Source organism: Metabacillus idriensis (assembly GCF_050483325.1).
GTDB lineage: Bacteria > Bacillota > Bacilli > Bacillales > Bacillaceae > Bacillus_P > Bacillus_P idriensis_A.
Window position 1 is genome coordinate 166,442 of record NZ_JBCMYF010000011.1, and the last position, 16,145, is coordinate 182,586.

Genomic DNA, 16,145 nt, shown 5'->3' on the forward strand with positions numbered 1-16,145 from the left:
TGGATGTGAAATACCGTGATTCAGAGTTAAAAGAAGCTGCTTATCAAGAGGCTGAAGCAAGCCGGGAAACAGTTGAGAGTGATCCCTATCGGCTGAAGCATCATATTATGCCTCCCGTCGGGCTTCTTAATGATCCTAACGGCTTTATTCAGTGGAAGGGAACTTACCATCTTTTCTATCAATGGATGCCGTTTAAAACAGGACATGGAGCAAAGTTCTGGGGTCATTATACCTCAAGCGACCTTGTGAATTGGAAGCATGAACCGATTGCTCTTGCTCCTAGCGAGTGGTATGAAAAGAATGGCTGCTACTCAGGCAGTGCCATTGAAGCTTTTGATAGACTTCACCTGTTCTACACTGGAAATGTGAAAAATGAAAATGGTGAAAGGGAAACCTATCAATGCCTTGCCGTCTCAGAAGATGGAATCCATTTTGACAAAAAAGGTGTTGTAGCTGAACTTCCGGACGGCTATACGGCCCATTTTCGCGATCCAAAGGTGTGGGAGCATGAAGGAAAATGGTATATGGTTGTTGGAGCTCAAACAAAAGAGCTGGTTGGCCGTGCGGCGCTGTTCTCCTCTGTGGATCTCTATAATTGGGAGTACCTGGGCGATGCTGCCGGTTCCAAAACCGGCATGCTGGGTGAGTTCGGCTATATGTGGGAATGCCCTGATTTATTTCATCTTAGCGGGAAAGATGTCCTGATCGTTTCTCCTCAAGGTTTGGAGCCGGACGGAATTCTTTATCAGAACGTTTATCAATCCGGCTACTTTGTCGGGGAGCTTGATTACAAGACGGCAACATTAAAGCATGGTGAGTTCACGGAGCTTGACAGAGGCTTTGATTTTTATGCTCCGCAAACAACAGTTGATGAAAAAGGCAGACGCTTATTAATTGCCTGGATGAGTGTACCTGACCAAGATGAGGACAAGCATCCGACCATAGCAAAGAAATGGATTCACACTATGACATTTCCGAGGAAATTGTCGATAAAAGGTGAAAAATTGGTGCAGGAGCCTGTCGAAGAATTAAAAGCTCTCAGAAAAAATGAACAGGTCCATGAAAATATTAGGGTGGTAAATGAAGAAGTTCATTTGTACGAAGCAGAAGGTTCTGTTTATGAACTCCTTCTTGAACATATAAAAGTAGAAGACTCCTTTAAAATTTCTATTAAAAAGAATGCTGAATTGCATTATTCGCGCAGGGATAGGCTGTTTACATTAACTAGAATCAGTTATGCTGACGGGCTGCCTGAATCAAGAAAATGCCATTTGGCAGAGCTGGCCAAACTTCAAGTTTTTGTAGATGCATCATCGATTGAAATTTTTATAAATAATGGTGAAGAAGTATTTACGGCGAGGATCTTCCCGAATGCTGAAGACCGAAGCATTGTTTTTTCTTCAAAAGGAGAAACAGCATTTGATTTGGAGAAATGGGATTTGTAATAGAATGGATAGCTGCCTATTTAATGGCGGCTTTTTTTATTTAAGAGTAGAGAAAATAGTCGATTTGAGGATAATTGCTTAAATAGTAATAGCGTTGGATGAGAAGAAAACGTGCATTTTCTGGGAAGATTTTACGTCACAGGTCCAACAGGCAGGGCAGATCCACCCACTGGATCCGCCAAAGCAAAAAGCGCCTTAATTGGCAGGCCTTATCTGAGATGCCTGCCAATTAAGGCGCTTCCGCTTACTTATTCACTTTCGTATAAACGCAGTGCAGCATGGTTTGTCGGCCCAACGTACTCGTTAAGAGGGAAGGAATGACGAATCGCAGCTGTAATAAACTGTTTAGCTGTATAAATGGCTTCTTTAACAGATGCACCTTTTGCAAGTTCCGCCGTAATCGCAGCTGAATATGTGCAGCCTGCACCATGTGTATAGGAAGTATCGATGCGCTCGCCTTCAAGAATCTGAAATTCTGTTCCATCATAAAGAACGTCCACTGCTTTTTCATGCTGAAGCTTTCCGCCGCCTTTTACAAGCACATATTTAGCGCCCAAATCATAAATTTTGACTGCCGCTTCTTTCATCTGATCAACAGTTGTAATGGTCCCGATGCCGCTTAATTGGCCTGCCTCAAATAAGTTTGGAGTAACAACTGTTGCAAGCGGTGTAAGGATTTCACGCAAGGCATCCGCTAGGTCGGGATACAGTACTTCGTCCGCTCCTTTACATACCATAACAGGATCCACAACTACGTTTTGAAGGTCATTCTTTTTTATCGTTTCTGCCGCAAGTTTAATGATATCTACAGTTGGAAGCATGCCGGTTTTCATGGCATCCACACCGATTCCTTCAACGATGGTTGCTGCCTGAGCTTTAATGGTATCTAATTCCACGGGAAATACTTGATGGTGCCACTCATTGGCCGGGTCCATCGCTACAACGACTGTTAAAGCAGTCATTCCATATACTCCGCGCTCTTGAAATGTTTTTAAATCTGCCTGAATTCCAGCACCGCCGCTGCTGTCTGATCCAGCAAATGTTAAGGCTTTTTTCATTGTCATAAATATGTGTACCTCCATCCAGGTGATTGAAAACGACTCTTACACAGCTATTATAACAATTTAGAAAAAGGTTAGCCATTGATGCGAAATAGGTTGATAAATGGATAAGATACCCATATACTATTATTGAACAGTGGTTAAATAAAGGGGAGTGATGCATATGGCAGCAAGAAGAGCAGTCGATCAAGAACTTACGCGGGAATCCATCATGCATGCTGCACATCAGTTATTTAATGAAAAAGGCTATCAAAACGTTTCCATGAGACAAATTGCCAAAGAACTGAATTACAGTCACGGAGCTATCTACTATCATTTTAAAAACAAAGCTGAGCTTTTTTATGCGCTGGTGAAAGCGGATTTCAACCTTCTGGATGAAAAATTGATGAATGTTTTGGATCAGGAAGACTTGAGCAATAAAGAAAAAATACAAAAAATACTTGAGAGCTACATTGAATTCGGCTTGAGAAATCAAAGCCAGTATGAACTTATGTTTTTAACCAAAGATGAAGAGGTAATTAGCTATATGATTCATGAACCTAATGCTAGCTACGATAAATTTGCTCAAGCCATTTATGTGTTATCGGATCAGCAGCTTTCGGCAAATGTCATTTGGTCTGTTTTTTTGTCTCTGCATGGATTTGTAACGCATTATTGCAAGACAGGAATGACATTTGAAGAGGTGGAGCCTCTGGTGAAGACACATGTTCTTTTTTTAATGAAGGGGTTATCTTAATTTTTCGCCTTTAATTGAACGGTGGTTAATAAAAGGGAGGAAAATCAAAATGAATGCAATTGTTTTTGGGGCATCAGGCGGAATGGGTTACGCACTTGTCATGGAACTTGTCAGCAGAGGGTTTGAAGTTACAGCTTTCGCGAGAAATGAACACAAGTTAAAAAAACTTTTTGGCCATATAAAAGAAGTGAAGATTCATCAAGGTGATGCAATGAACGCTGATGAAGCAGCAGAGGCATGCAGGAAGAAAGAATTTATTTTTCACAGCATTAATATTCCTTATCCTGAATGGGCGGATGGACATCCGCGTATTATGCAAAACTTGCTGCATGCTGTTAAACAAGAAAATTCACGCTTCATACTTGCAGACAATATATACGCCTATGGAAGACAATCAGAGGCTGTCACAGAAGATGCCTCAAAGGATCCGCATACTAAAAAGGGGAAAATCAGACTTCAGCTTGAACAGATGGTGAAGTCAGCAGAAATTCCCTATCTCATTCTTCATTTTCCGGATTATTATGGTCCAAATGCTGAAAATACCTATATCCATTATACACTGGGTCAGATGCTGCAAAATCAAACCTCTCAATTTGTCGGCTCTTTAGACCTTGAAAGAGAATATATTTATACTCCTGACGGTGCGAAAGCTGCGGTTGAACTTGCCCTCACTCCACATGCTTATCAGCAAAATTGGAACATTCCCGGAGCGGGGACAATGACTGGAAATGAGTTCGTTGAAATGGTACGCGGCGCAACTGGATACAGCAAAAAAGTGATAACGGTTAAAAAAGGCATGATTTCATTCATCGGTCTTTTCGACAAAATGATGAGGGAATCAGTTGAAATGATGTATTTAACAGAAAAACCAGTTCTTTTATCCGGATCCAAATATGAAAAAGAAATTGGCCCGGTTCCGAGAACGCCCTATGACAAGGGAATAAGAGCAGTCATTTCCTCCATGCAAAAAACCAGCTGATCAGCTGGTTTTTGGGGAACACGAAAGATCCATTTTAATGTGAATATCCGGAAAATAAATACGGCCTTGTATTTTCCTTTTCATACAGGTTAATGGATCTTCTTCTTCAGGTTCCGTTGCTGCTGGCTTTGGTTTTTCAACAGGTTCGGGAGCAGGTTCTTCTTCAGCCGGAGGCTCCGGGTTCTTTTCTTCCTCAACTGGTGCTGAATCTGCGGGTACAGTATTTGGATAGTTGTTTGCGGCAGCTATTGCTTCAAAGGATTGGTTTGAGTGAAGAATGATAACAGAGGTGCCTGTGTGTACTAGGTCGAATAAATAGCGGATGTCTTCATTATACATACGGATGCAGCCAGCGCTGGCATAAGTTCCGATGGAATTTGGATTGCTATTGCCATGGATGGCATAGGTCGTTCCATTGGTGCCAAGTGCATGAAGACCGAGCCATCTGTCTCCAAGCGGATTTCTGCTGTCGCCCCCCGGGATCTTGTCTTTGTAATAAGGACGATTTTTTATCTTGTTTACAATCGGAAACGTTCCTTCCGGGGTAAACGAATTATCTCTCCCTGTTGCGACATTAAATACTTTAACTAGTTTACCGCTGTCAAAAAATGCGAGTTTATTCGTGCTTTTGTTAATGATAATCAGCTGTGGTACAGCATCTGCTTTAGCTGGTGCGGCAAAGGATGCAAATAAGAAAAGAGCGGCAAACAGCATGAACCATTTTTTCATTTCTCTCTAGTCCCCTTTTATTTAGTAGCAGAAAAGTCAAATCCGGACTTTTCTTCCGGATTCTTACCTGTCATGCCTGAGCTAAACAGGCAGCTCCGTTTTTCTGATTACAAGAAAAGATTACCAGACACAGACTGAAGAACATGTAGAATCTTCTTGTCGAAAGCTGACAATGAAAGGAGTTTCATTTTTTTCCTTCTTTCATAGCATAAGACGGGAAGAGGTGTTAAATTGTTCCGTGAAATATAAAAAAGGCGGGTCTCATGAGACATGAGACCCGCCTATACATCTATATTAGTAGGGGGAAATATAGATTGTATGAATTATTGGTGTGCTACGATAACTACTTTGCCTTTATCAAGTTCTTCTTCCATATGAGCTGCTTCATTCTCTGTTAAGCCAAGAGAAACCATTTTTGAGCGTAGCTCATCTCCGCGTGAACGGAATACGTTTTTCATTGATGAAAAGACGCCTTGTTCTGATAAGCCGACACTTTCAGTATCTGTACCGGAAGTAAGATGTTTTGAACGGGTCGGGTCATGTGCGAATAAATAAATATCGTCTTTCACAAACCCTTCAACTTCAAGGTGATTGATTTTTTCTGTTGCTTGAACACCATTTTCAACTACAAATGTTTTCATTTTAATCTCTCTCCTTATATGTGCTGATAGTTAATAGATACCCAATAATCTAAATTTAAAAACTAAGAAGGTTATAAATGGGTCTAAAGGTTCAGCCTAGAGAAATCTTTTCCTTTTTATGATTTAATGATCAGTAGAAATAATCAAAGAAATGAGGAGATCTCTATTGCGAGTTTCGGTCGTTATTGTGACGTATAACCGTCTTTACACTCTTGCTGAGCTTCTGGAATCAATTGCCCGTCAAACATACCGTCCGCACGAAATTATTATTGTGAACGATGGAGGAGAGCCGGCAGACTCTTTAACATCTGCCTACGATGATCTGCCGATTCGGATGATGAATCTAGAAGAAAATACAGGACATGTTCATGCCCGAAATACCGGAGTATTTCAGGCAGAGGGCGATGCCATTATGCTATGTGATGATGATGATTATTTCGCCCCTGAGCATATTGAAAGAATGGTGCATGAACTGACAGATGCACATCTTGTTTATTCAGATGTTGAAATTGTCGAATTTAAAGTTCAAAATAACGTCCGTGTGCCTGTTAGCCGCAGGTTATTCGCCTATTCCTATGATGCAAAGGAGATGAGGCGCTTCTCAACGTTTGTACCGTCAGGAAGCTTGTATCTGAAAGAGGTGCATCAGTCGATTGGATATTATGACCCCGAGGTCCATAATTATTGGGACTGGGATTTCTTTTTAAGGGTTTCAGAAAAATTTCAAGTAAAGCGGGTTCCTGTGGCAAGCGTTATTTATGCTTTTTCTGATACAGGCAATCATCAATCCGCAGCTCTTAATGAGAGAAGACAATCTTACCTTGAAAAGCTGAGTGAGAAACATCAATTGGGAGAGCTTCCTCAAAAAAACTTCTTTGTTTTGTTAGAAGAACCCGAGTTAAAAGCAAGAGAAGCGCTGAGCTTGCTTGTTTGGGACGGGAAGCCGATGATATCCAGAATAATTACCTGACTCCTGCTGCGGCGGGAGGTTTTTTAGTTTGCAAAGAATCAGCCTCCGTGATATCGTATGTTTAAACATTTAAACAAATGAACTAAAAAGGGGTTAAATATATATGAAAACCGTTTTAATTACAGGAGCATCAGATGGAATTGGAAAAGAACTCGCATATAAGTATGCGCATGATGGGTACCGTTTAATCTTGACGGCAAGAAATGAAACGAAACTGATGCAACTTGCAGGCGAACTTAATCATACGACAGCAATCGTCAAAGCCAAGGACTTAAGTGATATGAACCAGATTCATGAGTTGTTTCAGGAATTGCAGGATGAGGGGATTCATGTTGATGTTTTGGTGAACAATGCCGGCTTTGGACTGTATGGGGATTTTAAAAACACGTCTGTATTAGATGAGCTGAACATGATTGATTTGAACGTAAAATCTCTTACACTGCTAACCAAGTTATTTTTGCCTCATATGATATCAAAAAAATCCGGTCAGGTATTAAATGTTGCCTCCACTGCCGCTTTTCAGCCGGGACCTTTGATGGCTGTTTATTACGCGACAAAAGCTTATGTGTTATCATTTAGTGAAGCAATTGAAAATGAACTAAAAGGCACTGGTGTAACAGTCTCTGTCTTATGTCCCGGCCCTACTGAAACAAGCTTCAGCGAACGGGCAGACCTTGGACAATCCAAGCTCTTTAAAAGCGGAGTAATGGATGTGAAAACGGTTGCCGATGCGGCATTTGAAGGGATGAAAAAAAGACAGACGCTGATTATTCCAGGCTTTAAAAATAAGATTCTTGCAGCAGCTGTACGGTTCATGCCGCGAAAAACAGTAACAGGCATTGTGAGGAAGACGCAAGAGCGCGCGTAAGAAAGGTGTGAAGCAAAATGGGAGAACAAGCCATTGATACATTTCGTTCATGCATCCCATTATTCCATGCTCTCGGGGATCCGGGGAGACAGGATATTATTCTTTTATTAGCTGAAACAGAACGTCTGACTGTGAATGAAATAGCCGATCAGTCCAGGCTTTCAAGACCAGCCATCTCCCACCATCTTAAAATTTTGAAGGATCAGGGATTGGTAAGCATTGAACAGCAGGGAACGAAGAGGTTTTATTCATTAGCACTTGAAGATTCCGTTACCTTGCTGAAAAAATTAATTACATTAGTAGAAGAAACCTGTATTTAACCTCAGAAAGGGTGGAAACAGATGAAACAGCTGCTTCATGACGGTTGGTGGACATGGCTCAAGCCGGAATTTGAAAAACCCTATTATCAGAGGCTGAGAGAATTTTTGAAGACAGAATATGAAACAGAAACGATCTATCCAGATAAGGAAGATTTGTTTAATGCACTGCAATTCACTTCATATGAGGATGTAAAAGTCGTGATTCTTGGACAGGACCCTTATCATGGACCAAATCAGGCACACGGACTCAGCTTCTCTGTTCAGGAGGGAGTTAAGCTTCCGCCTTCTCTCCGCAATATTTTTCTTGAACTGAAGGATGACCTTGGATACAATCCCCCTAATCATGGATCACTGGAAAAATGGGCGGAGCAGGGTGTGCTGCTGTTGAATACGGTTTTGACAGTGAGAAAAGGCATGGCTGCCTCACATAAAGGACAAGGCTGGGAAACGTTCACAAATCGCATTATTGAGCTTCTGAATGAGCGAGACCTGCCAGTTGTGTTTATATTATGGGGAAAGCATGCAGCAGAAAAGAAATCACTGATTGATACCGGAAAGCATATTGTGATTCAATCGCCGCATCCAAGTCCTTTTTCCGCCAGAAAAGGATTCTTTGGAAGCAAACCGTTTTCAAAAGCGAACGAAGCACTCAAGGAAATGGGCCGGAAGGAAATTGACTGGGAAATAAAATAGTAAAGAGGAGGTGCGGACTGCACCTCCTCTTTACTGACGGGATAAGAAAGTATAAGATTTTGCCCATCGCTCAAAAAGGCAAACCCGTTTTTTTCTGGCTGAGACTTATCTGTCATGCCTGAGCTAAACGGGCGATTCCGCTTTTCGGTTACACCCAGCCCGTTACACGCTCATGATCTGTAACAAGCAATAAGATTTTACCTTCATCGAGCTTTTCTTCATAGCGTTCTGCTTCTGCAGAGCTGAATCCGACTTCCTCTAATTTCGTGCGGAGCTCATCGCCCTTTTTGCTGAAAATGTTGCCGACCGCACTTCCGAGACCTAATTCAGAGATGCCGATCGTATTTGCTTCAGCGCTGTTTGCTACACGGTTTGTGCGCTCGTCATCATGTGAGAGAATATAAATGTCGTGCTTGTCGACACCTTTATTTTTCAGGTCCATCACGTCATTTTTCAATAATTCGTCATTTGTATATTCTTTTACAGCTGGTTTCATTACTATTCACTCTCCTTTTAGGTTTCATAGTAATTAAATAGCACGAATCGTACATGGTTAAACCTCTTTTTTTACAGGCGATGATCTGTAACTTTGATATAATAGGCTGTAAAGACGATAAAAAAGGCAGGATATAAAATGAAGAATCAGCCGATTAACTGTTTAAAATGCACGTATTATTATGTCACTTGGGACAGGGATTTTCCAAACGGCTGCAGAGCTTACAGGTTTAAATCTGCTGCAAGACCTTCCGTAACCGTACTAAAATCATCAGGTGAATCCTGTTTGAAATACACACCAAAAAGATAATGTCCCAGGATTGCAGAAATACCAAAGTAATGGAGGAATGATAAGGATGGATATACATATTTCAAAACTGCTTGCGAAAATGGAAAAAGAAATTCACCGCGCGATGCACGGATCAAATGATGCAGAAGTAAGAGAGAGGCTGCTTGCGGTGAAAACCCTCTGTGATCTGGTGCTTGAAGAGCAGACGGAAGAGCGCTATGAAACGAAGCAGCAGCCATCTCATCATCAAGTGGATGCTCTTCAGCTGCAAAAAATGATGGGGACATCCAATTTGGGCAAGAAAAAAGAAGAGGACGGCGTGAACGGGGATTCTATTTTTGATTTTTAAACAGGAGGCGGTTTTATGAGTCCGAATGATTTTGTAAATCTAGCCGTCATTTCATTTCCACTCATAATTATCATCCTGGTTTTCATAGGGTTATATAAAATTTTTGTCAAAAAGCAGACAGTAACAACGTATTATACTCCTTTTGATGAAATAACCGGCCAGGCACCCGTCGCCTTTCACGAGGAAAAGTATATGGAGGAGGATGAGGGCGGCCAGAGTGATGACAAAAATAAAAACAAGAATCCAAAGATTTGAACATCTGTTGACGAATCCGCTGTCTGTCTTGATTTAAAGAATGGATAGGGTAAGATGAAAACTAGCGGCTGATTTTAAAATCGAGGAGAAGATAATCGTGAAACTATTTTTAATACTAGCAGCAGCAAACGCTTTTCTTGCTGTTGCATTAGGCGCATTCGGAGCTCACGGGCTTGAAGGGAAAGTACCTGAAAAATACTTGAAAATCTGGCAGACTGGCGTCACCTATCAAATGTTTCATGCCGGCGGTTTATTTGTGATCGCCTTTTTAATCGACAAACTTCCGCAGGCAGGTATGCTGACTTGGGCGGGCTGGCTTATGTTTATCGGAATTCTCTTATTTTCCGGAAGCCTGTACATTTTAACCGTTACTCAAATCAGTGTGCTCGGCGCAATCACACCGCTCGGCGGCCTTTCCTTTTTAATTGCCTGGGTAATGATGATCATCGCAGTTGTGAAATTTTTATAGAATGAATGGGGGAGTCCTTAAGTGGGCTCTTTTTTATTTGACTAAAATCACTAAATAGATCTGTTTCGATATCAAAATATAAAATTCGATAAATAGAGCAGTCCATATCAGAATCTGACGACAGAAAGAATAGTCAACCTTGTAAACTCTTATTCTAACCGCACAATACATGGTAAAATAGGGAAAAAGAAGGGTGGCGCAAAAGTGTGAAGAAAATTCTTTTAATCCTGGGAAGTTTGATGATTTTATCTGGTATCATAGGTGCCTTAAATCATGTATCTCTTATTTTTAAGTCAATGGAAGAAGAGTTTGGTGAATATGGAACCCCTGGTACTGCGTCACTCATCATATGGCAGTACATTCCGTCCTTTACGGTCTATGTAATATTACTTGCAGCCGGCAGCCTATTGCTCGGTCTCACAGCTTTATTGAAACAGCAAGAGAAGCGCAATGTTCTGATGGAACACCTTATAGATGCTGTAAAAGCAAATGAGGTTCAGGCAGCAAGGCCAGCAGCTGAACCCGCTTCTGATGTTGAAAAACAGACGCTTGCCCTGTTTCAAAGCAGAAATGAGCGTGAGGTTGACGAACCACATCAGGATCCCGGTGAAGATGAACGGTACTACTGGAAAGGATGAGCATCCATAAAAAAGAGCATACATTAAATGTATGCCCGGTGCCCGAGTTATCTAGGAGGAGAAGAAGCCATATCATAAGGATAATAATAGGCAATTTCCTCATCAAATGTAATATAGTCTAAATAAACCATTAACAGCAGGTATCTTTTCGATGTTTTTTGATCGCTTAAAATAATATGATCTCGCCCTGCGGCTTCGATGACGCCTTTAAAGATCTTAGAGTTCCACTCTTTGCTTGCCTCAAACGTCATATAGATGGTTGCTACTTTCCCTCGATTTAAACGCAGTATATTTTCAATGTACGATTCTTCTAGCGGCAGCATTCCGCCCTGTGCCTGAGTGGGAGTCTGCTGCTGCATTCCCTGCATTCCCTGCATTCCTTGCATCCCCTGTTGCTGAGGATATCCAAATTGCGGCTGCTGCTGTCGATAATCATAACCGGCTCCATATGGATTAAAGCCTGCTCCAAACTGATTGTACGCTGAATTCATGTTTTACCTCCTTAAGTAGAAAAAAATTATAAAACGTCAGGACAATGCGAAAAGAAACAATCCGCTTTAAACCTTCCCGTATTCTGCTGGTCATACCAGCTGTCTTGGACATTCTCAGGAAGGATTGAAAAACCAAAGAAAGTTGGCTGCTCTGAATGATACTTGGACATGCAGCACGAACCCGGCTTACTCCCGCATTTCCAGCCGCGAGCATGCTTAGCTTGCCATCTCCACTCTGCACGGATCAGTACTTCCTTTGATGTATAGGGAATCACTCCCATTTCATCACCTGCCTTATGAAAAAACATCTGGTTGTATAAGGTGATTAGATGTAAAAAATTCAACTTCACTCATTTATAGGTATGTGGGGAAAGGCTGTGATATGACACTAAGAAAAGCGGAAATGAATCTGTCCGGGGGATTCATTCAAAACGGAGAGTCAGGCGCTTGCACTAGATGCGGAGGTGCATATTCAGTGTCTCTTTATATAAAAAAAGCCCTTGCCGGCTTAGGCAAGAGCTTCAAATTAAATATGAAAATATCCGTACAATTTATCAGCCGGAAGAATGTTTCCAACAAAGAATGTGCCAAACTCGCCGTAGCGTGCGCTGACTTCGTCAAAGCGCATTTCGTAAATAAGTTTTTTGAACTGAAGCACATCATCTGAGAAAAGTGTAACACCCCATTCAAAATCATCAAAACCGACAGAGCCTGTAATGATCTGCTTTACTTTTCCTGCGTATTGGCGGCCGATCATGCCGTGGCTGCGCATAAGGCTTTTGCGCTCATCCATCGGAAGCATATACCAGTTATCTTCGCCATTGCGGCGTTTATCCATTGGATAGAAGCAGACATGCTTTGCTTCTGGAAGTGATGGATAAAGACGGGCAAGCACTTGAGGATTTTGATATGGATCTTCACCTGCAGGCAAGTAGTTGCTGAGCTCTACTACAGATACATAGGAATATGCAGGAAGAGTATAATCAGCAAGCTTCGATTTATTAAACTCTGTTTCAATAACATTTAACTCTTCCATAGTAGGGCGCAAAATCATCAGCATAAAGTCAGCTTTTTGTCCGACGATCGAATATAGTGCCTGACTGCCTTGCTTTTGATCTTCAGCAATTCCCCATTTTTCAAGCAAACCCTGAAACTCATAAATTGCTGCTTGACGCTCGTCACTGCTCACCGTTTTCCATAGCGCCCAATTCATTGCGCGGAAGTCATGTAAACAATACCAGCCATCTAACGTTTGTGCAGCTTCACTCATCTAAGTTCACTCCGTTTCATCATTCGTAAATACCTTTTAACTATACCATAGTTTGACCATTCCATAATGGAAACAGACTTCATTGTCCATATTATAAAAAAAGTACATACGTATAGATGTTAGTTAATTTGGAAAATAAAGAATTTAAGGTGTAAGCGCTCTATCAGTCCGCCGCTGTTTGAATTTGCCTGCAAGTGGAGTATCCTTAAATATAGAGCAATGGTTTTTAACTAATTAGGAGGTTTTTTAATGTCTGATTTATTTACTCTTTTAAAAGAAAAAGTAACTGGAAAAGAGCTTAAAATCGTTTTTCCTGAAGGAACAGATGAACGTATTCTGACTGCTGCAAACCGTTTGGCAGGAGAAGGAATCCTTAAGCCTATTCTTGTAGGCAGCAATGATGAGATTACGAAAAAAGCTATGGAGCTGAATCTTACATTAGATGGCGTCGAAGTTTATGATCCAAAAACATTTGAAGGCATGAATGAACTTGTTCAGTCTTTCGTAGAACGCCGCAAAGGCAAAGCGACAGAAGAACAGGCACAAAAAATTCTGCTTGATGAAAACTACTTCGGAACGATGCTTGTGTACACAGGACAAGCTCACGGATTAGTAAGCGGGGCAGCTCATTCAACAGCTGACACCGTGCGCCCTGCACTTCAAATCATCAAAACAAAAGAGGGCATCAAGAAAACATCCGGCGTCTTCATTATGGTTCGCGGCGATGAGAAATATGTATTTGCAGACTGTGCAATCAATATTTCACCAGACAGCCAGGATCTTGCTGAAATTGCTGTTGAAAGTGCAAAAACAGCTGATATGTTTGATATCGAGCCAAGAGTGGCAATGCTTAGCTTCTCAACAAAAGGCTCTGCCAAATCACCTGAAACAGAGCGTGTGGCTGAAGCGGTAAAAATCGCAAAAGAAATGGTTCCAACCCTTGTTTTAGATGGCGAGTTCCAATTTGACGCTGCATTTGTACCGTCTGTTGCAAAATCAAAAGCGCCGGATTCAGTCATCAAAGGCGATGCGAACGTATTTGTTTTCCCAAGTCTTGAAGCAGGAAACATCGGATACAAAATTGCACAGCGGTTAGGAAACTTTGAAGCAGTCGGACCAATTCTTCAAGGATTGAATGCACCTGTGAACGATCTTTCACGCGGATGTAATGCTGAAGATGTTTATAAGTTAGCATTGATTACTGCCGGACAAGCGGTTTAATAGTAAGAATGGAGAGACAGCCTGATTTTGGCTGTCTCTTTTTATGCCTCTGTAAATCCATTCGTTCATGCTATAATAAACATGCTTATAAACTCGAGGGAGTCCATCAACATGTCATTTGAAACTTTATTAAAACAAGATGAATGGAAGATTGTCGACCAGTCCAGTCTCGGACCTCATTTTGATGCGAGGCAGTCCTTTGCGATGGATGATACGTTATGTGCTGCGGTCGGGAACGGAACTTCTCCGGCAACGGCCCGGACGTGGGTTCATCACAAAACGATTGTGCTTGGCATTCAAGATACGAAGCTTCCATATTTAGAAGACGGAATCTCTTATTTAAAAGAACAGGGGTACCGGGTTATCGTCAGGAATTCAGGCGGCCTTGCTGTTGTTTTAGATGAAGGGGTCCTTAATATATCACTGATTTTTCCTGAAACGGAAAAAGGAATCGATATCAATCGCGGCTATGATACAATGTGGGATCTGATTAAGCGGATGCTTGCGGGCTATGGTGCTGAGATAGAAGCGCGGGAAATTACAGGGTCATATTGTCCCGGCAGCTATGACTTAAGCATAGGCGGGAAAAAATTCGCCGGGATTTCACAGCGGAGACTGCGCGGCGGAATCGCTGTTCAAATTTATCTCTGTGCTGACGGCAGCGGAGCAGAGCGGGCGGGACTTATACGCAGGTTTTATCAGCTTGCGAAAAAAGACGAACCAACAAAGCTTGCATATCCTGAAATTGTTCCAGAAACTATGGCATCCTTGAGCGAGCTTCTCTGCGATGAGATCAGCGTTCAAACCTTGATGCTTTCGTTTTTGCAAACCTTGAAGGAGCTGAGCGGCAGAATGTATGCAGCTTCACTGTCAGTCGATGAACAGGTGCTGTTTGAAAAAAATCTGCTTCGTATGTATGACCGGAATGAAAAAGTGTTTGGGACGGTTCAATAAGCGGGGCGGTATCCCTAAAAAAGCAGGCAGGAGGATTCTCCTTGCCTGCTTTTTTATTGTTTGTGGAAGTTGGTGTCTCTAGACGGGAGTAATGTGATGATCTAAAATCTTCCCTTAGTTTGTGATGTATACGTCTTTTTAAAGCACTAATCGTCCCTCTCTGTCCATCGTTTGGGCTGTAAGCGCACTTTTGGAGCACTTACGTATTCACGCCATTTAGAGTATGTGCTGTAAAGCCCTTTTAAGAGCACTTGCGCTTCCTCACCGTACGGGGTTTGTGCAGTAAACATCGTTTAAGAGCACTTACACTCTTTCACCACCCAGCGTTTCTGCTCTAAAAACATCTTTCAATACATAATGTCCACGAGATGTGTACTCAACTAAAAAAGATGCCAGTATAGGCATCCTTTTTTAACTATTTCTGCGCATCGGTGTCTTACTCCAGCGCTCAGGCTCCTCTGCCAGAACGGATCTGCCATGCCTGCGCTTTTCTCATTCAGCTAACTTTTCCAAATTTCCATTCCGGTCCATTTTAAACTTCGTAGCCGGACGTTCTTCTTCCTCAAATAAAACTAGTTTTCTCGCACGGTTCATAATCTTCATTAATGTTTCATAATCTTCTTGAACCATCACAGTATCCTGTTCAAGCTGAGAAACCTTTACGGCCAGATCCTGATTGCGTCTTGAAAGCTCATAGTTTTCGCGTTTCAATCTCTCATTCTCAAGTTTTAAGGCAGTGACATGTTCATTGTTCGAAGAATAAGATTCTAAAAATGCGATAACCTGGTTCATTGTGATTTCAGCAGATGCGGCAGGTGTTCTGCGCGCAGTGTATGGGATTTCATAAGTCTCTTCCTGATAGACATCCTCTTTGTAAACAGGATGAGTGACTGCAGGCAATTCTTCATTATCAGTCTCAAAAGCTTCAACTTCTGTCATTGCAGGTGCTGCTTCTGATTCCGGCGGAGAATACAGCAATTGCTTTTTGGCAGGCTGTCCCTTGCCGGTTGCTCTCATTTTTTGCTTGCGCTGTTTTTTTGCCAGCTGAAGGGCTTTTTCATAGTTATGTCTTACAACTGCGTTCCAGCGGAAACCGCAGGCTGCTGATGTACGATTGAGTTTGTCTCCAACTTCTTCAAATGCATTCAGCTGTGTGCTTCCTTCCCGCACGTGACGGAGCACGGTTTCAGCCAATAATAAATCATCTTCTTCTGACCAGGCATCTTGTCTTTGCTTCATGGTCTCAACTCCCTAATTAGTTATAAAGTTCCC

General features: G+C 41.9%; 21 protein-coding genes. 13 read left to right on the forward strand and 8 right to left on the reverse strand.

Annotation, left to right across the window (positions count from 1 at the left end; translation table 11 throughout):
* Positions 1–5 precede the first annotated feature (5 nt).
* A complete protein-coding gene (locus tag ABEQ24_RS07840) occupies positions 6–1,445 on the forward strand; it encodes a glycoside hydrolase family 32 protein (RefSeq protein ID WP_430006258.1) in 1,440 nt (479 codons plus the stop codon).
* Between the two features lie 248 nt (positions 1,446–1,693).
* Here ABEQ24_RS07840 and ABEQ24_RS07845 read toward each other — a convergent pair whose 3' ends face one another.
* A complete protein-coding gene (locus ABEQ24_RS07845; RefSeq protein ID WP_430006259.1) occupies positions 1,694–2,509 on the reverse strand; it encodes a bifunctional hydroxymethylpyrimidine kinase/phosphomethylpyrimidine kinase in 816 nt (271 codons plus the stop codon).
* A gap of 160 nt (positions 2,510–2,669) precedes the next feature.
* Between ABEQ24_RS07845 and ABEQ24_RS07850 the strand changes: the two genes are divergently transcribed.
* Complete coding sequence (locus ABEQ24_RS07850; RefSeq protein WP_430006260.1) at positions 2,670–3,242, forward strand: TetR/AcrR family transcriptional regulator; 573 nt, start codon at positions 2,670–2,672, stop codon at positions 3,240–3,242.
* A 49-nt stretch (positions 3,243–3,291) separates the two neighbouring features.
* Positions 3,292–4,221 carry an SDR family NAD(P)-dependent oxidoreductase gene (locus tag ABEQ24_RS07855; protein WP_430006261.1) on the forward strand — a complete coding sequence of 310 codons (930 nt, stop codon included), beginning with the start codon at positions 3,292–3,294 and terminating at the stop codon, positions 4,219–4,221.
* On the opposite strand, the gene ABEQ24_RS07860 is transcribed toward ABEQ24_RS07855, so the two are convergent.
* A complete protein-coding gene (locus ABEQ24_RS07860; protein WP_430006262.1) occupies positions 4,222–4,950 on the reverse strand; it encodes a L,D-transpeptidase in 729 nt (242 codons plus the stop codon). It lies immediately after the preceding gene.
* A 323-nt stretch (positions 4,951–5,273) separates the two neighbouring features.
* On the reverse strand, positions 5,274–5,591 hold the full coding sequence (locus ABEQ24_RS07865; protein ID WP_430006263.1) for a general stress protein: 318 nt from the start codon (positions 5,589–5,591) through the stop codon (positions 5,274–5,276).
* A gap of 166 nt (positions 5,592–5,757) precedes the next feature.
* Here ABEQ24_RS07865 and ABEQ24_RS07870 point away from each other — a divergent pair, with 166 nt between their 5' ends.
* The 4 genes from ABEQ24_RS07870 (at position 5,758) to ABEQ24_RS07885 (ending at position 8,442) form a co-directional block, all read left to right on the forward strand.
* Complete coding sequence (locus tag ABEQ24_RS07870; RefSeq protein ID WP_430006264.1) at positions 5,758–6,561, forward strand: glycosyltransferase family 2 protein; 804 nt, start codon at positions 5,758–5,760, stop codon at positions 6,559–6,561.
* A gap of 103 nt (positions 6,562–6,664) precedes the next feature.
* A complete protein-coding gene (locus ABEQ24_RS07875) occupies positions 6,665–7,429 on the forward strand; it encodes an SDR family NAD(P)-dependent oxidoreductase (RefSeq protein ID WP_430006265.1) in 765 nt (254 codons plus the stop codon).
* Positions 7,430–7,446: 17 nt separating this feature from the next.
* Positions 7,447–7,749, forward strand: coding sequence for an ArsR/SmtB family transcription factor (locus ABEQ24_RS07880; RefSeq protein WP_430006266.1), 303 nt, complete (start codon positions 7,447–7,449; stop codon positions 7,747–7,749).
* 21 nt (positions 7,750–7,770) lie between these two features.
* On the forward strand, positions 7,771–8,442 hold the full coding sequence (locus ABEQ24_RS07885) for a uracil-DNA glycosylase (RefSeq protein ID WP_430006267.1): 672 nt from the start codon (positions 7,771–7,773) through the stop codon (positions 8,440–8,442).
* Between the two features lie 148 nt (positions 8,443–8,590).
* Here the strand turns inward: ABEQ24_RS07885 and ABEQ24_RS07890 are convergent, their stop codons facing one another.
* A complete protein-coding gene (locus ABEQ24_RS07890) occupies positions 8,591–8,938 on the reverse strand; it encodes a general stress protein (protein WP_430006268.1) in 348 nt (115 codons plus the stop codon).
* Between the two features lie 355 nt (positions 8,939–9,293).
* Between ABEQ24_RS07890 and ABEQ24_RS07895 the strand changes: the two genes are divergently transcribed.
* The 4 genes from ABEQ24_RS07895 to ABEQ24_RS07910 all read left to right on the forward strand — a co-directional run bounded on the left by ABEQ24_RS07895 (position 9,294) and on the right by ABEQ24_RS07910 (position 10,937).
* On the forward strand, positions 9,294–9,575 hold the full coding sequence (locus ABEQ24_RS07895) for a YwdI family protein (RefSeq protein ID WP_430006269.1): 282 nt from the start codon (positions 9,294–9,296) through the stop codon (positions 9,573–9,575).
* A 15-nt stretch (positions 9,576–9,590) separates the two neighbouring features.
* Complete coding sequence (locus ABEQ24_RS07900) at positions 9,591–9,830, forward strand: DUF3951 domain-containing protein (protein WP_430006270.1); 240 nt, start codon at positions 9,591–9,593, stop codon at positions 9,828–9,830.
* 97 nt (positions 9,831–9,927) lie between these two features.
* Complete coding sequence (locus tag ABEQ24_RS07905) at positions 9,928–10,299, forward strand: DUF423 domain-containing protein (protein WP_430006271.1); 372 nt, start codon at positions 9,928–9,930, stop codon at positions 10,297–10,299.
* Positions 10,300–10,505: 206 nt separating this feature from the next.
* The gene (locus ABEQ24_RS07910) at positions 10,506–10,937 is read left to right on the forward strand and encodes a hypothetical protein (RefSeq protein ID WP_430006272.1); all 432 of its coding nucleotides are present in this window, start codon (positions 10,506–10,508) and stop codon (positions 10,935–10,937) included.
* Positions 10,938–10,984: 47 nt separating this feature from the next.
* Here ABEQ24_RS07910 and gerQ read toward each other — a convergent pair whose 3' ends face one another.
* From gerQ to hemQ, 3 genes are all read right to left on the reverse strand, one after another.
* A complete protein-coding gene (gerQ, locus tag ABEQ24_RS07915) occupies positions 10,985–11,428 on the reverse strand; it encodes a spore coat protein GerQ (protein WP_430006273.1) in 444 nt (147 codons plus the stop codon).
* A gap of 26 nt (positions 11,429–11,454) precedes the next feature.
* The gene (locus tag ABEQ24_RS07920; RefSeq protein WP_430006274.1) at positions 11,455–11,709 is read right to left on the reverse strand and encodes a hypothetical protein; all 255 of its coding nucleotides are present in this window, start codon (positions 11,707–11,709) and stop codon (positions 11,455–11,457) included.
* Between the two features lie 245 nt (positions 11,710–11,954).
* Positions 11,955–12,698, reverse strand: a complete 744-nt coding sequence (gene hemQ, locus ABEQ24_RS07925) for a hydrogen peroxide-dependent heme synthase (RefSeq protein WP_430006275.1) — start codon at positions 12,696–12,698, stop codon at positions 11,955–11,957.
* 249 nt (positions 12,699–12,947) lie between these two features.
* Between hemQ and pta the strand changes: the two genes are divergently transcribed.
* Together pta and ABEQ24_RS07935 are read left to right on the forward strand one after the other, a co-directional pair.
* The gene (gene pta / locus ABEQ24_RS07930) at positions 12,948–13,919 is read left to right on the forward strand and encodes a phosphate acetyltransferase (protein ID WP_430006276.1); all 972 of its coding nucleotides are present in this window, start codon (positions 12,948–12,950) and stop codon (positions 13,917–13,919) included.
* Between the two features lie 111 nt (positions 13,920–14,030).
* Positions 14,031–14,873 carry a lipoate--protein ligase family protein gene (locus ABEQ24_RS07935; protein WP_430006277.1) on the forward strand — a complete coding sequence of 281 codons (843 nt, stop codon included), beginning with the start codon at positions 14,031–14,033 and terminating at the stop codon, positions 14,871–14,873.
* A gap of 492 nt (positions 14,874–15,365) precedes the next feature.
* Here the strand turns inward: ABEQ24_RS07935 and ABEQ24_RS07940 are convergent, their stop codons facing one another.
* Entirely contained in the window at positions 15,366–16,112 is a 747-nt protein-coding gene (locus ABEQ24_RS07940; RefSeq protein WP_430006278.1) for an RsfA family transcriptional regulator, read from the reverse strand.
* Between the last annotated feature and the right edge of the window lie 33 nt (positions 16,113–16,145).

What these genes read in the sequence shown, in the direction of transcription:
- ABEQ24_RS07890 (WP_430006268.1), bottom strand. Translation starts at nt 8,938, where the DNA reads ATGAAACCAGCTGTAAAAGAATATACAAATGACGAATTATTGAAAAAT.
- ABEQ24_RS07855 (WP_430006261.1), top strand. Translation starts at nt 3,292, where the DNA reads ATGAATGCAATTGTTTTTGGGGCATCAGGCGGAATGGGTTACGCACTT.
- ABEQ24_RS07935 (WP_430006277.1), top strand. Translation starts at nt 14,031, where the DNA reads ATGTCATTTGAAACTTTATTAAAACAAGATGAATGGAAGATTGTCGAC.
- ABEQ24_RS07920 (WP_430006274.1), bottom strand. Translation starts at nt 11,709, where the DNA reads ATGGGAGTGATTCCCTATACATCAAAGGAAGTACTGATCCGTGCAGAG.
- ABEQ24_RS07860 (WP_430006262.1), bottom strand. Translation starts at nt 4,950, where the DNA reads ATGAAAAAATGGTTCATGCTGTTTGCCGCTCTTTTCTTATTTGCATCC.
- ABEQ24_RS07940 (WP_430006278.1), bottom strand. Translation starts at nt 16,112, where the DNA reads ATGAAGCAAAGACAAGATGCCTGGTCAGAAGAAGATGATTTATTATTG.
- hemQ (WP_430006275.1), bottom strand. Translation starts at nt 12,698, where the DNA reads ATGAGTGAAGCTGCACAAACGTTAGATGGCTGGTATTGTTTACATGAC.
- ABEQ24_RS07880 (WP_430006266.1), top strand. Translation starts at nt 7,447, where the DNA reads ATGGGAGAACAAGCCATTGATACATTTCGTTCATGCATCCCATTATTC.
- ABEQ24_RS07850 (WP_430006260.1), top strand. Translation starts at nt 2,670, where the DNA reads ATGGCAGCAAGAAGAGCAGTCGATCAAGAACTTACGCGGGAATCCATC.
- gerQ (WP_430006273.1), bottom strand. Translation starts at nt 11,428, where the DNA reads ATGAATTCAGCGTACAATCAGTTTGGAGCAGGCTTTAATCCATATGGA.
- ABEQ24_RS07895 (WP_430006269.1), top strand. Translation starts at nt 9,294, where the DNA reads ATGGATATACATATTTCAAAACTGCTTGCGAAAATGGAAAAAGAAATT.
- ABEQ24_RS07845 (WP_430006259.1), bottom strand. Translation starts at nt 2,509, where the DNA reads ATGACAATGAAAAAAGCCTTAACATTTGCTGGATCAGACAGCAGCGGC.
- ABEQ24_RS07865 (WP_430006263.1), bottom strand. Translation starts at nt 5,591, where the DNA reads ATGAAAACATTTGTAGTTGAAAATGGTGTTCAAGCAACAGAAAAAATC.
- ABEQ24_RS07900 (WP_430006270.1), top strand. Translation starts at nt 9,591, where the DNA reads ATGAGTCCGAATGATTTTGTAAATCTAGCCGTCATTTCATTTCCACTC.
- pta (WP_430006276.1), top strand. Translation starts at nt 12,948, where the DNA reads ATGTCTGATTTATTTACTCTTTTAAAAGAAAAAGTAACTGGAAAAGAG.
- ABEQ24_RS07875 (WP_430006265.1), top strand. Translation starts at nt 6,665, where the DNA reads ATGAAAACCGTTTTAATTACAGGAGCATCAGATGGAATTGGAAAAGAA.
- ABEQ24_RS07885 (WP_430006267.1), top strand. Translation starts at nt 7,771, where the DNA reads ATGAAACAGCTGCTTCATGACGGTTGGTGGACATGGCTCAAGCCGGAA.